Raw genomic sequence first — 13,301 nt, 5'->3', positions numbered from 1 at the left:
TCAACACTACCGTTTGGATGTCAGCCTCTGGAGTTGTTCCGGGGGGATCCGAGGGTGGATGAGTTGTGCGTGCACGCCCGCGTTGTCAGTAGACGCCGCCACGGCTGGCCCCGGCTCACCCTTGCCGGGGGATGCGCGGGGCGGGGGCGGGCGGCAGAGTGCAGATATGACGAAGACCCGCGAGCGCAAGGGCTGGCTGCGCCAGGCGGCGCCCGGACTCAATGCCGTGGCTACGTACCATAAGGACTGGTTCGGCAAGGACATCGTCGCCGGGGTTGTCCTAACGACGTTGCTCGTTCCGCAGGGCATGGCCTATGCCGAGCTGGCGGGGCTGCCGCCGATCACCGGGCTGTACACGAGCATCCTCTGCCTGCTCGCCTACGCGGTCTTTGGCCCGTCCCGCATCCTGGTCCTGGGGCCCGACTCTGCACTCGGGCCGATGATCGCCGCGACGGTCCTGCCCCTTGTCGCGTCCGACGGCGACCCGCAGAAGGCGATCGCGCTCGCGTCGATGCTTGCCCTCATGGTCGGCGCCATCATGGTCTTGGCGTCCGTGGCCAAGCTCGGCTTCATCGCCGACCTCATCTCCAAGCCGACGATGATCGGCTACATGAATGGTCTCGCGATCACCATCCTGGTGGGCCAGCTCCCGAAGCTCTTCGGGTTCAAGATCGAAAGCGAAAACTTCATTGGCGACCTGGTCGGATTCGTCGAGGGCGTGGCCAATGGCGAGACAGTGGTCGCCGCGGCGGCGGTCGGCATCGGCGGGATTGTGCTGATACTGGTTCTGCAGCGGTGGCTGCCCAAGGTCCCGGCGGTACTCGTCATGGTGGTCGCCGCGATCGCGGCCACGGCGGTCTTCGATCTGGCCGCAAAGGGCGTCTCGCTGGTCGGGGAACTCCCGCGGGGATTCCCGCCGTTCACCATTCCCCAGGTGGACTTCGCGGACCTCGGGCTGATGTTCGCCGGGGCCCTCGGTATTGCGCTGGTGTCCTTGACGGACACGATCTCGACGTCGACGGCGTTCGCCGCACGCACCGGGCAGGAAATCCGCGGCAACCAGGAGATGATCGGGATCGGTGCCGCGAACCTGGCCGCGGGCCTCTTCCAGGGCTTCCCGGTCAGCACCAGCGGATCCCGGACCGCTGTCGCTGAACGTTCCGGCTCGAAGTCGCAGCTCACGGGCGTGACGGGCGCCGTGCTGATTCTCCTCATGCTGGTGTTTTTGCCGGGGCTGTTCCGGAACCTGCCACAGCCGGCACTGGCGGCCGTGGTGATGACGGCGTCGATCTCCCTCGCCGACATTCCCGGAACGGTTCGGCTCTGGCACCAGAGGCGCACCGAGTTCTACCTGTGCATGGCCGCCTTCCTTGGGGTCGCGTTCCTGGGCGTCCTGCCCGGCATCGGCATTGCGGTGGGGCTGTCCATCCTGAACATCTTCCGCCGGGCGTGGTGGCCGTACGAGACCGTGATCGGGCGGGTGCCCGGCTATGAGGGGTTTCACGACATCCGCGTCCACCCGGATGCGAAGCACCTGCCCGGCCTGGTGATCTACCGGTGGGACGCCCCGTTGTTCTTCGCCAACGTCCGGCCGTTCCGCGACAACATCCGGCACCTGGCCCGGACGGAACCCAAACCGCGGTGGATCGTCATCGCGGCCGAGCCGATCACGGACGTGGACACCACCGCCGCGGACGTCTTGCTCGATCTGGATGTCGAACTGAACGCGCAGGGTATCTCCCTGGTGTTCGCCGAGGTCAAGCACAGGACCCGGGAGAAGATCGAAAAGTACGGATTGACCCGCGAAATCGAGCCGGAGCATTTCTATCCCACCACCGAGGCAGCGGTCGCCGCCTACATGGCCCAGACCGGTGCCCAATGGAGCGCCGAGGAGTGACGGCAGGGGAGCAGACGTGGTTCCTCCTTAGCGGTGGATACGATCTGACCCTGAAGTGAGCAGCACGGAGTCGACGGCGGAGGCAGGCGCCGCACGCCATGCACCCCGGTCCAGGACCACTGTGGTCAGGACTGCCAGAACCACGACGGCGAAGTAGATCAGTTCCGCCCGGCCAGCCTCGGCACCGGAGAAACCGAAGGAACCCACCGTAAACGTGCCCTGGGCGTCGTGGAAGAGGTATGTGAGCAGCACGCTTCCGCCGGTGCGGTTGAACAGCCACACGAAGAGGAAGGTGATGGCGAAGGTGGTGGGCAGCCCGATCAGGCTGAGCTGCCCGAACACGACCAGTGGAACGTGCCAGAGGGCCACCACAACGCCCAGGAGTGCCGCGGACCGCAGCGGCGCCCACCTCGCCTGGAGCAGCGGCAGGGCATACCCGCGGAAACCGGGTTCCTCTCCCAGAGGTCCGTCCAGCGGATTGACCAGGCGCACGGCAAAAACGGCCAGGAGCCCGGACCACGTCACCTGGGCCAGCCCCGGTGCAGGGGCGCCGAGTGCCATGTTCGCGAATCCGGTGACCAAGGCCATCAACGGCGGGAGGAAGAGGGCCACGGCGTACCAGACCCAGCCCACCCGCCACCGGATGAGCCGCCGGCCCCACGCCCGGAAGCCGGCCCTGCCCTCGGCGAGCCCAATGACCATCAGGGCCGCAGCCAGCGGACCGATCGGCAGGAATTCGAACTGCGGCATCAGCCCGGCCGCATAGAGCGGCCAGGAGCACCAGGAGATCGCGAACGCCAGGACAAAGAACGCCGGGAGGCGGTGACGCTGCAGCCAGACCTTGAAACGCGGCATGACGGCTCCTGGGGAGCAGGGACGGATACGGCTCATTGTCCGCCCGCGGGCGCCCCCGAATCCAGCAATGCCGAAACGGGCACCCTCCGCGGACCGCAGCCGGCGTTCCGCTGGCATCACTAGAACAACGCGGGGTCACTTACGGCCGGTCCGGGGCGCTTCGATGGGCCGTAAGTGACCCCGCGTTGTTTTTCTACTCGCGGGTAGGGCCGAGTTGGTCCCTCGCGCCCCCCGCCCAGCCCTGTCATAGTGGGTCACGACACACAGAGTTAACCGGATCCGCTCGCAAAAACCATGGTTTCCTTGGCAAAATGCAGGTGGATCAATTGCTTCTAAAGGAGACCCATGGGCGCGAACACCGCGGAAAACACCAACCTTCGGCTTAAGGCCGTGCTGGATGTTCTGGCAGAGGAGGTATGGACGGGCGAGAAGCTGAACGCCGGAGCCGTGCTGGGCGAGGCAATCGCACGGGTGCCGCTCAACGACCACGAACGCGAACTCCTCAGTGGCGGCATTCCCCGCGGCCACAAGACGCTGACCACCGCCACGGCCAAGCTGGTCAAGGCCGGCTGGCTGGTYAAGGGCCGCTCCGGTTGGTCCATCACCGACGACGGCCAGCGCGCCACGGTGGCTTTCGCCGAGCCTGCCATCTTCGCGACAGCGATCGACGCCGGCACTCCCGTTCCGGCGGGCACCCCGCTGCCGACTGCTCCCGCGGGAAAGCCGGCGAAGCCGGAGAAGGCAGCAAAGACAGCAGCAAAGGCAGAAACGGCGCCGGCCRCCACGGCCGGGGAAGCGCCGTCGACCACATCCAAGGTGGCCGGCAAGGCCGCCAAGCTCATCGAGGAGGCCGTGGCCCCCGTGGCCAAGGCGGTGCGCAAGCGCAAGCCCGCAGCGAAGGCCGCACAGCCCGCGGCAGCTCCGGCAGAAGCCCCGGCGGCGGCGGCCTCTGCTGTCAGCGTCGACACCATCGAACAGCCGGACGCCGTCGCGGTTGCCGGCGACTTCAGCATTCTGCTGGGCGCGCCCGCCAACTGGGCGCCGCAGTACGACGAAGTCCAGATGGAACTGGACCAGGTGGATCAGCTCTGGAAGATTGCCGCGGACATTCCTGCCGGCTTCTACTCCTTCAAGATCGCCCTGAACCGCTCCTGGGACGAAAACTACGGAGCGTTTGGCGTCTTCGACGGACCCAACCACGAAGTCCACCACGGCGGCGGCCTCCTGGTCATCCAGTACGATCACCGCACCCGGGACATCGTCCTCCCGTAGCACCGACGCGCAAATGACCCTGCGACACCTGAATTCGGGTGTCGCAGGGGCATTTGCGTATCGCGGGCGGGTTTGCGCATCCTGAGCCCGCCCATCCTCAGTCCGCCAAGCCTGAGTCCGCCAAGCCAGGGTCTGCCAAGCCAGGGTCTGCCCACCTGACCCTGCCGGGCGGCGGCGGCCCGGCCTAGCATTGCCTCATGGAGACCGTCGAGGTTGCGGGCCTGCGGATCCGATACCGGCGTGCGGGCCAGGGTCCGCCGCTGGTCCTGCTGCACGGCGCCTACGAAGACAGCCGCATCTGGCGGCGGCAGCTCGAGGATCTGCAGGCTGACTTCACGGTTTTCGCCTGGGATGCACCCGGGTGCGGCGCCTCGGACGATCCGCCGCCGGACTTCACCGGACAGGACCTGGGCGATGCCCTGGCAGGTTTTCTGCGGGAAGCGGTGCCCGGCAGGCCGCACGTCCTCGGGCTGTCCATGGGCTCCGGCATTGCACTGGAGCTCTACCGGGCACACCCGTCAGTGCCCGCGTCGCTGCTGCTGGTCTCGGCGTACGCCGGTTGGGCCGGATCTTTGCCGCCCGAGGAAGTCGAGCGCCGCTATGCGCAGGTGCTCGCCGAACTCGATCAGCCGGCGGAACAATTCATCCCCGTATGGCTGCCCACGCTGTTCACGGAACACGCTGATAAGGCGGCGGTGCAGGAAACCAGCGCCATCATGGCCGACTTCCACCCGGGCGGCATGCGGGCACTGCTGAACGCGAACGCCCACGCCGACTACCGCGACGTGCTGCCCACCATCGCGGTGCCCACCCTGCTGCTGTACGGCACGGACGACGTCCGCTCGCCGCAAAACGTGGCCCGCGAGATGAACCGGCGGATCCCTGGTTCGACGCTGGTGATGATTCCCGACGTCGGGCACATGGCGGCCGTCGAAGCGCCGGCTGCCTTCAACGCGGAGGTGCGCCGGTTCCTGCACGGACTCTCCGCGCGGTGACGCCCGCTAGAACCGGGTCGGGTCCGGCCGCGGCGGCACCGGGCCGGGATCCGGAATCGGGAGGGGGCCGGGCGGCGTCGGGAACGGACCCGGTTCCGGTGACGGAGTGGGCGCGGGACCGGGTACCGGCTCGGGCCCCGGAACCGGCGGTGGCGTGACCGGACCGGGTTCCGGCGGGAACGGGTCTCCGGGCTCCGGCGGCGGCGTCGTGGGGCCGGGTTCTGGCGGAAACGGATCGGGCCCTGGAGTTGGTGGAATAGTCATGCGTGGCTTCCTTTCGTGGGCTGGCGTTCGGGATCGTCGATCAGGCGCCGCGGCGCCGGCGCAACACCTGCAGTTCCCAGGGCCGCAGGCGCACCGCGCCCGCGGAAAGGCCCTCCCGCACCGCACCCGCGGCTGAACCCACGGCAGAGCCGCCGTCGGAGGCGTCGGCGTCGGACGGATAGTTGCCCAGGACCAGTTCCGCGTCAGCCCAGGCCTCGTCCCCGAGGTCCGCGTCGCGCACCTCGCCGGAGAAGTTGCCCAGCACCAGCAGCTCCGGAATCCCGGCGCCGTCCGACTGACTGTCTGAGGGACTGCCGGAGGAAACATCTGAACCGGTCAGGGCCCGGGTGAACGCATAGACGTGCGGGTCATCCGGCAGCAGCATGGTGAAGTTCCCGTGCGAGACCACCGGTTCCGCATGCCGCAGCGCTATCACCTGGCGGTAGAAGCTGTAGACCGAATCCGGATCATCCACCTGGGCGGCGGCGTTGATGTGGTTGGCATTCGGGTTCACCGCGATCCAGGGTGCCCCGGTGGTGAAGCCGGCATGCCGGGAGGCGTCCCACTGGACCGGGGTCCGCGCGTTGTCCCGGTTCAGCGGCGCGAGGGCGGCGAGGACCTCGGCGTCGGTGTGGCCCAGGTGCGTGGTGGCTTCGCGGTGGTGGTTGAGGACCTCGATGTCGCGGTAATCGCTGATCGCGCCGAACGTCATGTTGGTCATGCCCAGTTCTTCACCCTGGTAGACGTAGGGCGTGCCGCGGTGCAGGTGCAGGACGCCGGCCAGCATTTTGGCGGAGAGCTCCCGGTATCGGGGGCTGTCGTCGCCGAAGCGGGACACGGCCCGGGCCTGGTCGTGGTTGCCCCAGTACAGGCTGTTCCAGCCCGTCTCGGCCAGCCCGTCCTGCCAGCGGCCCAGGGTCTGCTTCAGCTCGGTGAGCAGGAGCTTTTTGGGCCGCCACTTGTCGCCGTCCTCCTGGTCCAGCGCCACGTGCTCGAACTGGAACACCATGTCCACCTCGGCCCGGGCTGGGTCGGTGTACAGGATGGCGTCGTCCACGGTCACGCCGGGCATTTCGCCGACGGTGAGCAGTTCGCCGGTGCGCTTCGCGAAGACTTCCCGGTGCATCTCTTGCAGGAACTCGTGCATGCGGGGGCCGTCGATGTAGAACGGGGAGCCGTCACCAAAGAGCTTGCCGTCGGCCACAGGGCCGTCCGGGAGCGAGGTGTCCTTGGAGATGAAGTTGATGACGTCCATCCGGAACCCGTCCACGCCCCGGTCCAGCCACCAGTTCATCATCTCGTAGACCGCGGCGCGGACCTCCGGATTCTCCCAATTCAGGTCCGGCTGCTTCTTCGAAAAGATGTGCAGGTAGTACTCCCCGGTGGCCTGGTCGAACTCCCACGCGGGCCCGGAGAACGCCGAGCCCCAGTTGGTCGGCTCCGCCGCCTTGCGCCGCGGGGAGGCGCCGGCGTCGACGTCCCGCGGCGGTCGCCACCAGTACCAGTCGCGCTTCGGGTTCTCCTTCGAGGACCGGGATTCCACGAACCAGGGGTGCTCGTCCGAGGTGTGGTTGACCACCAGGTCCATCACCAGCTTCATGCCGCGCGCGTGCAGCCCGTCGGTCAGTTCCCGGAGCTCCTCGAGGGTACCGAACAGCGGGTCCACGTTCCGGTAGTCGCTGATGTCGTAGCCGTTGTCGTCCTGCGGGGAGGTGTAGATCGGGGAGAGCCAGACGACGTCGACCCCCAGCCGCTGGAGGTAGTCCAGCCTGCCGATGATTCCGCGGAGGTCGCCGATGCCGTCGCCGTTGGAGTCGGCAAAGCTGCGCGGATAGATCTGATAGACGACGGCGCGTTGGAACCAGTCGCCGGCAGTCGCCTTGGGTGTTTCCGTGGGGGCTTCTTCGACCGTCATGGGGACTCCTCAGCTGGTCCGGCAGACAAGGGGGCAGCGCGTTGCTGACCCGCCAACGTCTGATTATTGACCAGTTGGCGGGGGCTGGGAAGACCTGCCCGGTCCGGCCGTGCTGTCCTGCTGTCCAGGCGCGGCCGCCCCTCCCCGGCTAGTTCTGCGAGGCGATGGCGTTGTCGCGGTCCTCGAAGACGTCCTCGCCCGGTCCGGAGAAGGCCTTGGAGCGCTGGATCGCCTCGATGGATCCGGTGAACAGCTGGGAGTCGTGGGGATCCGGGTGCCGGTGGTGCTCGGCCGTAGCCATGCCGGGGCGCTGGGACCCCGTGACGGCGTCGGACGCGTTGCCCGACGTGGACGCTACCAGCGCCGACGGCAGCGATTCGAGGCGGACGTGGGGGAGCGCCGTCGGGTGGTCCTGCTGCAGGAACAGCACCAGTTCCTCGCGGATCAGGCAGCGGAGGTCGAACAGGGAGGCGCTGTCTGCGGCGCTGACCAGGATGCGCACGCGGACAAAGCCGGCGGTGGCGTCCGTGATCTGCAGGATCCCCACCCGCTTGTCCCACAACGGCGTATCGGCCAGGACCTTCTTCAGCTCGCCGCGCATTGCCTCGACGGGAGCGCGCCAGTCGAGGTCGAACTCCACGGTGCCCATGACCTCGGACTGCCGCCGGGTCCAGTTCTCGAAGGGGGTGGTGGTGAAGTACGTCGAGGGCAGGATCAGCCGGCGGTCGTCCCAGATGTGGACCACCACGTAGGTCAGGGTGATCTCCTCGATCCGGCCCCATTCCTTCTGGACCACCACCACGTCGTCCACCCGGATTGCGTCCGTGAAGGCGAGCTGGATGCCGGCGAAGACGTTGACCAGCGAGGTCTGCGCTGCGAGGCCCGCGACAATCGAGATCACGCCTGCGGAAGCCAGGAGCCCGGCGCCGAGCGCCTGGATCGCGGGGAACGTCAGCATCATGCTGCCCAGAGCCACCACCGCGATCAGTGCGACGCCGATCCGCCGGGCCAGGATCACCTGGGTGCGCAGCCGCCGGGCGCGGCGGTTGTCCGCGACGTCCACCCGGTACCGGGTCAGCACCATTGCCTCGATGATGAGCAGCATGGCGATGGCCAGCCACGCCAGCGAACCGATCAGCGCAATCAGCAGCAAATGGTCCAGGCCGTGGCGCCATTCAAGATCCCCGCCGCTCGTGGCGAGCGCGATCCGGACGGCGATCAGGCACAGCGACAAGCGCAGCGGCAGCCGGGCCACGCGGGAGGTCTCGCGCAGTTCGGGCTTGCTGCGGTTGAGCCGGAGCACAATCTTGCGCACCAGCCAGGACAGGACGAGCCCGGCAACCACGGCGAGGGCCATGGCCAGGAACGGCATTGCTTGGGTGAGGAACTCTTGCATTACTTAAGCTCTAGCAAGCTTCCACGGGCAACTGAAATCGCCGGGATGTCAACGTGGGTCTCCTCACGCCGCTGCAGGAGCCGGCGGGCACGGCAAGTCTTCGGCAGGTTCCGGCGCGGACCATCGCAGTCCAGCGCAGTCCGGCCGCGGGCCCGGACAGAGTTCGGCCCGCCACTCCGGGACTTTTGCCTCTTGATTTTGCCGACGGACGCTCCAGAATGGTCGAACCACTTGAATCCCAGGGGGAGGGTGACATGCGTCGACTCGCGGCGTTCGGCACGGCAGCGTCGGCCGGCTTCTTGGTTGCGGCGCTGCTGGGCGCCTGCGGTGCGCCCGCGGGCCCGGGGCCGACGTCGCCGTCGATGCCCACCGTGCCCCCACTGACGTCCGCGCCGGCCAGTAGCGGCGCCGTCGATGTCCCGCCGACCGAGCCGCCGTCGGCGCCGGGCACTCCGGCGCCGACGGCGGCGGATTGGCAGAGCCTCAAGACCCCGGACGGGAAGCTCGAGTTCGATCACCCCGCCGAGTGGACCGTCAAGGACCGCGGCGCCGAGGCGGCACCCGGCGGCGTGTTCCTGGAGGTCCTGAACGCGGGCGGCAAGTCGCTGGCCACCTTGAAGACCAACGTCGCCCCGGGTGCGGAATGCACGCAGCGGATCCCCTACCAGGTGCTCGATCTGGTGCAGGTTCCGGCCCTGGCCCAGCAGGGCGTCACGCCGCACTTCATCTTTGAGTTGCGGCTGTATCCGGCCGAGAAGGACCCAGCGAAGGCCAACGTCATGGCCTACGGCATCAGCTCCGCGCCCAAGCCGTCCGGGCCCGATGCCTGCCCGATTTTCCAGTTCTTCACCTGGCCGCCCAGCGGAGCGTCGTTCGGGGGCGTCTATAACCCCTTCGACACCACCCCGGGCAACGAGCCCTTTGTCGACACCCCGGAGGCCTATCTGGAGACCTCCGAATACCAGGACATCAGGAAGATGATCACCTCGCTGCGCCCGGCGGGGCAGTAGGGCCGGCCCGGGCTCATGGCGAGGCGACGGCTCACAGCGGCTGCGGTTCCGGCTCCGTTTGTTTCGGCGCTGGTGCTCGCGGCCCTGCTGCTGGCCGGCTGCGGCTCACCGGCGGCGCCCCCTGCGACATCCGGCGCTGCGCCGGAGGCAACGTCCGCAGGTCCGCCTGCCGGAGGCACCCAACCGGGAAATGACCAGCCGGGAAACACCCAGTCGGGAGACTCTTCGCAGGGGACACAGGGAACCACGCCGTCGGAGTCAGCCACGGACACAGCATCGGGAACGGCTCCGGGGAGCACCGCGGCGGCAACCCCGACGACGTCGGCCCTCCCGCCGTCGTCGTCCGGCTGGAAGACGTTCACGACGTCGGACGGGACGCTGAGTTTGGACTACCCGGCCGAGTGGGAGATCCGGGACCCTGCAGGGGAGGCGCCGCTGGGCGGTGAGTTCGTGGACGTTGTGAACGCCGCCGGGAAGCAGATGGCCGCGCTGCGCACGAACATCGTCACGGGCGCCGAATGCGGCGATCAACAGCCCTACTTGCTCATCGACTCTCAGCCGATGCAGGCGCTCGCCGAACCCGGTGCGGCGGACCAGAGCCCGCCGCGCTACGTCTTCGAGGCCCGGGGCGACTTCGGGGCGGCGGAGGCTTCGCCGCCCACCTACGCGTCGTACGGCATCACCATGATGCCGGAGGAGACCGGGCCCACGTCGTGTCCGATGTTTCAGCTCTTCCTCTGGCCGCCCAGCGGCGCGCTGTTCGGGCAGGCGTATGACCCCGGGAAAAACACGACGCCGGGGGACCCCGGGCTGCCGTACCTGGAGAAGGCGAAGCTCTACGCCAGCACGGCGGAGTACCAGGACGTCCGGAAGATGATCACGTCGCTGCGTCCGGCGGGCAACGGCGCGGCCACGGGCACGGGGACTGGCGCCGCGACGGAACCGGCGAAGTAGCTGCGTTAGACGACGCTGGGTTAGACAGCAGGCAGGTGCCGGTGGCGGTGACGGTGTTCCCGGACCGCAGGTGTCGGCGAGGCGTTCCTGCCGCCGCGCTGCCCGGTCCACGGGTTGCTGCTGACCTCCCGGATCAGCCCGGTGCCGGCGCACTCGCGCACGGCCATGATGCCGTCCGCCGCCTGGCGCTTGTCGTCGAATGCTGTGGAAATCGCCAACACGGTCCCGTCGGCGGCAAGGAGCCGGAACCGTACATTGGATTCCGCGTCGGTGAAGATTTCGAACTGTCCAGCCATTGTCTTGTCCTTGTCTAGCGGTGGTGACCGCCGGTGGAGGGTAAGAGCACTTCTTTGTGCTGTTGCCGGGTCTTCGACAAATCGCTGCAGTGCCGGTAGCCACCCTTTCGTGGACGGCGTCCCCGGGAAAGAGGCAAAGGTCCCTTGGTGTCTGGCGGATGAGACTGGGCCGGCAGTACCAAGTCCTGTGTGCCGAAACCGGGCGCCCGGATGGGCGCTACATTGGGAACATGGCGGGCAAACATCCTGTGCAGTTTCCGGCGGATTCCGGCGAGCCGGTGCGGCTGAACGCGCGGGTGTCCGGTGTGGTCCAGGCGGTCGGCTTCCGCTACTGGACGGTCCGGAAGGCCGAGGAACTGGGGCTCAGCGGCACGGTCCGGAACAACACCGACGGCTCCGTGGGCATCGTGGCCGAGGGGCCGCAGTCCGTGGTGCTGGAACTGCGGCGCTGGCTGCGCTCGCCGGAGGCGCCCGGCCGGGTGGAGGACGTCGAAGAATCGGTCTCGGCCGCGACGGGGGAGTTCGGCGGATTCGACGTGGCCTACTAGGGCTGCAGCTTTCCGGTGGCCGGTATCGTGGCCGGTCCGGGGCCGGTCCGGGGCGAAGGACCCTCGGCAGGGGCCCGGTTTCTGAGTAGGGTGGCCCCATGCAGAAGATATCGCTCGATGCCCTTGCCCGGCAGCAGCTGGCTGCCGCGGTTGCGGCACCCAGCGGACGGGCTGCGGACACTGCGTTTGGCGGGCATGAGAAAGTCCTGCGCCAGACCGTCATGGCGTTCAGGGCGGGGACGCAGCTGAGCGAGCACCAGAACCCCGGCGAGGCGACCGTGTTTGTGCTCCGCGGCTGCGTGCGCCTGCGGGCCGGCAACGAATCGTGGCAGGGCAAGACCGGCGATCTGCTCATCGTGCCCGAGGGGCTGCACAGCCTGGAGGCCGAGGAAGATTCGGCGATCCTCATGACCGTGGCGAAAATCAAGACCTGACGGCCCAGCCGCAGGCGGCGAGACCGGTCGAAGCCACTCCAGGGGCCGGATTACCGCAAGGAGCAGGACATGACTGTCATCCCTTTCGACGAGGTCCCAAAGACCCGGCGGTGGTGGGCCAGGGGGGCCTTCGCCGCAGTTGTCCTCGCGGTGGCTGTCCCGTTGGTGGCGGCGGGTTTGGCAGGCACTATTGCGCTGGTCACGACCGGCCTGGGCGCCGTGTTGGTGGCCGTGGCAGCGATCTACTGGTTCCTCATCAGCCGCGGTCTTCTGCGCTGGTTTGCGCTGGCGCTGGCGGTACTCGCACCCCTTGTGGTCGTGGCCCTCTACATCCAGGGGAGCCTGCTCCGGGAGGTGGCGATTGCCGCTGCGCTGGCATTCGTTGCCCTGGTCTGTGCCCGCGCCGCGCTCCGGGAAAGGAGTGAGGGCAAAGCCATGCCCGAGCACCCCGCCCCTGCCTGGCAGCATGCTTTCCTGGTGATGAATCCGCGTTCCGGCGGGGGCAAGGTGGTGAAGTTCGACCTCCAGCGGAAGGCGGAAGAACTCGGCGCCGAGGTGGCGCTTCTTGAGGGACCGGGACCGGTCGACGTCGACGCGTTGGCCCGGCAGGCCGTGGAACGCGGGGCCGATCTGCTCGGCGTCGCCGGTGGGGACGGAACCCAGGCGCTGGTGGCCGGCATTGCGGCCGAGCACAACCTTCCGTTCCTGGTGATCAGCGCCGGCACGCGCAACCATTTCGCCCTGGATCTCGGGCTTGACCGCGAGGACCCGACAGGCTGCCTCGATGCCCTCCGGGACGGGGTGGAGCTTCACGTCGATCTCGGCAAGATCAACGGCCGCACCTTCGTCAACAACGCATCCTTCGGGGTGTACGCCGAGGTGGTGCAGAGCCCTGCGTACAGGGACGACAAGGCCGGTACCGTGCTGGAGATGCTTCCGGACCTGATCAGGGGCGATAAGGGTGCGCGGCTGCGGGCGCAGGCTGACGGGGAGACGGTGGACGGCCCGCAGGCGGTGCTGGTGAGCAACGGTCCGTACGGCAGCAATGACCTCGCCGGCCTGGGCCGCCGAACCCGGCTGGACCGCGGCGTGCTCGGCGCGGTGGCGATTTCCGCCGCCAACACCCGGGAAGCGGTTGGCCTGCTGCGCCGTGCCACGAAGCGCGGCCTGATCCAACGCACCGCGGCGGAGGTGGTGGTCGACGCCGACGTGCCCGATATCCCCGTCGGAGTGGACGGTGAGGCTCTGCTGATGAGCACACCGGTACGGTGCACCATCGAACCCCGCGCACTGCGGGTACTGGTTCCGCGGAACCGTCCGGGCGTCCCGCCGGCCCAACCGGCGCTGGATCTGGTCCGGCTCCGCGAACTGGCGTGGGGCCGGCACGTATCTGCGCCGTCTGCGCCGTCGTCCGCCGTTCCTCCGCACGCCGGCGGGGGATCGTAGCCTCGGCGGGTCTGGCCTG

At 68.3% G+C, this 13,301-nt stretch carries 13 protein-coding genes; 8 read left to right on the top strand and 5 right to left on the bottom strand.

What is annotated here, in order from left to right:
* The first annotated feature begins 166 nt into the window (after window positions 1–166).
* On the top strand, window positions 167–1,897 hold the full coding sequence (locus AC1DHX_RS10990; RefSeq protein WP_476851639.1) for a SulP family inorganic anion transporter: 1,731 nt from the start codon (window positions 167–169) through the stop codon (window positions 1,895–1,897).
* A gap of 27 nt (window positions 1,898–1,924) precedes the next feature.
* On the opposite strand, the gene AC1DHX_RS10985 is transcribed toward AC1DHX_RS10990, so the two are convergent.
* Window positions 1,925–2,752 carry a CPBP family glutamic-type intramembrane protease gene (locus AC1DHX_RS10985; RefSeq protein ID WP_476859735.1) on the bottom strand — a complete coding sequence of 276 codons (828 nt, stop codon included), beginning with the start codon at window positions 2,750–2,752 and terminating at the stop codon, window positions 1,925–1,927.
* Window positions 2,753–3,097: 345 nt separating this feature from the next.
* On the opposite strand from AC1DHX_RS10985, the gene AC1DHX_RS10980 reads away from it, so the two are divergent.
* On the top strand, window positions 3,098–4,024 hold the full coding sequence (locus AC1DHX_RS10980) for a pullulanase X25 domain-containing protein (protein ID WP_476900034.1): 927 nt from the start codon (window positions 3,098–3,100) through the stop codon (window positions 4,022–4,024).
* Between the two features lie 197 nt (window positions 4,025–4,221).
* Window positions 4,222–5,019 carry an alpha/beta fold hydrolase gene (locus AC1DHX_RS10975; protein WP_476859737.1) on the top strand — a complete coding sequence of 266 codons (798 nt, stop codon included), beginning with the start codon at window positions 4,222–4,224 and terminating at the stop codon, window positions 5,017–5,019.
* Window positions 5,020–5,323: 304 nt separating this feature from the next.
* On the opposite strand, the gene AC1DHX_RS10970 is transcribed toward AC1DHX_RS10975, so the two are convergent.
* Together AC1DHX_RS10970 and AC1DHX_RS10965 are read right to left on the bottom strand one after the other, a co-directional pair.
* Window positions 5,324–7,198 (bottom strand): alpha-glucosidase, encoded by a 1,875-nt coding sequence (locus tag AC1DHX_RS10970; protein WP_476859738.1) that lies wholly within the window; start codon window positions 7,196–7,198, stop codon window positions 5,324–5,326.
* A gap of 148 nt (window positions 7,199–7,346) precedes the next feature.
* Window positions 7,347–8,594 carry a mechanosensitive ion channel family protein gene (locus AC1DHX_RS10965; RefSeq protein WP_476859739.1) on the bottom strand — a complete coding sequence of 416 codons (1,248 nt, stop codon included), beginning with the start codon at window positions 8,592–8,594 and terminating at the stop codon, window positions 7,347–7,349.
* A gap of 218 nt (window positions 8,595–8,812) precedes the next feature.
* Here AC1DHX_RS10965 and AC1DHX_RS10960 point away from each other — a divergent pair, with 218 nt between their 5' ends.
* Window positions 8,813–9,604 carry a hypothetical protein gene (locus AC1DHX_RS10960; RefSeq protein ID WP_476851633.1) on the top strand — a complete coding sequence of 264 codons (792 nt, stop codon included), beginning with the start codon at window positions 8,813–8,815 and terminating at the stop codon, window positions 9,602–9,604.
* Here AC1DHX_RS10960 and AC1DHX_RS10955 read toward each other — a convergent pair.
* On the bottom strand, window positions 9,535–9,966 hold the full coding sequence (locus AC1DHX_RS10955; RefSeq protein WP_476859740.1) for a hypothetical protein: 432 nt from the start codon (window positions 9,964–9,966) through the stop codon (window positions 9,535–9,537). The genes AC1DHX_RS10960 and AC1DHX_RS10955 overlap by 70 nt on opposite strands.
* A gap of 22 nt (window positions 9,967–9,988) precedes the next feature.
* Here AC1DHX_RS10955 and AC1DHX_RS10950 point away from each other — a divergent pair, with 22 nt between their 5' ends.
* A complete protein-coding gene (locus tag AC1DHX_RS10950; RefSeq protein WP_476859741.1) occupies window positions 9,989–10,558 on the top strand; it encodes a hypothetical protein in 570 nt (189 codons plus the stop codon).
* A 20-nt stretch (window positions 10,559–10,578) separates the two neighbouring features.
* On the opposite strand, the gene AC1DHX_RS10945 is transcribed toward AC1DHX_RS10950, so the two are convergent.
* A complete protein-coding gene (locus AC1DHX_RS10945) occupies window positions 10,579–10,854 on the bottom strand; it encodes a YegP family protein (protein WP_243182192.1) in 276 nt (91 codons plus the stop codon).
* A gap of 230 nt (window positions 10,855–11,084) precedes the next feature.
* Between AC1DHX_RS10945 and AC1DHX_RS10940 the strand changes: the two genes are divergently transcribed.
* The 3 genes from AC1DHX_RS10940 (at window position 11,085) to AC1DHX_RS10930 (ending at window position 13,282) form a co-directional block, all read left to right on the top strand.
* Window positions 11,085–11,402 (top strand): acylphosphatase, encoded by a 318-nt coding sequence (locus tag AC1DHX_RS10940; RefSeq protein WP_043436330.1) that lies wholly within the window; start codon window positions 11,085–11,087, stop codon window positions 11,400–11,402.
* Window positions 11,403–11,500: 98 nt separating this feature from the next.
* Entirely contained in the window at window positions 11,501–11,836 is a 336-nt protein-coding gene (locus AC1DHX_RS10935) for a cupin domain-containing protein (protein ID WP_026538519.1), read from the top strand.
* 69 nt (window positions 11,837–11,905) lie between these two features.
* Window positions 11,906–13,282 (top strand): diacylglycerol/lipid kinase family protein, encoded by a 1,377-nt coding sequence (locus AC1DHX_RS10930; RefSeq protein WP_230009345.1) that lies wholly within the window; start codon window positions 11,906–11,908, stop codon window positions 13,280–13,282.
* The last annotated feature ends 19 nt before the right edge of the window (window positions 13,283–13,301 follow it).

The sequence above is a fragment of the Arthrobacter sp. 05N33_2 genome, from assembly GCF_056397425.1.
This window is presented reverse-complemented; position numbering and strand designations above follow the sequence as displayed.

Excerpts from the sequence above, each read along its gene's own strand:
- AC1DHX_RS10990 (WP_476851639.1), top strand. The coding sequence starts at position 167 with ATGACGAAGACCCGCGAGCGCAAGGGCTGGCTGCGCCAGGCGGCGCCC.
- AC1DHX_RS10985 (WP_476859735.1), bottom strand. The coding sequence starts at position 2,752 with ATGCCGCGTTTCAAGGTCTGGCTGCAGCGTCACCGCCTCCCGGCGTTC.
- AC1DHX_RS10975 (WP_476859737.1), top strand. The coding sequence starts at position 4,222 with ATGGAGACCGTCGAGGTTGCGGGCCTGCGGATCCGATACCGGCGTGCG.
- AC1DHX_RS10970 (WP_476859738.1), bottom strand. The coding sequence starts at position 7,198 with ATGACGGTCGAAGAAGCCCCCACGGAAACACCCAAGGCGACTGCCGGC.
- AC1DHX_RS10965 (WP_476859739.1), bottom strand. The coding sequence starts at position 8,594 with ATGCAAGAGTTCCTCACCCAAGCAATGCCGTTCCTGGCCATGGCCCTC.
- AC1DHX_RS10960 (WP_476851633.1), top strand. The coding sequence starts at position 8,813 with ATGGTCGAACCACTTGAATCCCAGGGGGAGGGTGACATGCGTCGACTC.
- AC1DHX_RS10945 (WP_243182192.1), bottom strand. The coding sequence starts at position 10,854 with ATGGCTGGACAGTTCGAAATCTTCACCGACGCGGAATCCAATGTACGG.
- AC1DHX_RS10940 (WP_043436330.1), top strand. The coding sequence starts at position 11,085 with ATGGCGGGCAAACATCCTGTGCAGTTTCCGGCGGATTCCGGCGAGCCG.
- AC1DHX_RS10935 (WP_026538519.1), top strand. The coding sequence starts at position 11,501 with ATGCAGAAGATATCGCTCGATGCCCTTGCCCGGCAGCAGCTGGCTGCC.
- AC1DHX_RS10930 (WP_230009345.1), top strand. The coding sequence starts at position 11,906 with ATGACTGTCATCCCTTTCGACGAGGTCCCAAAGACCCGGCGGTGGTGG.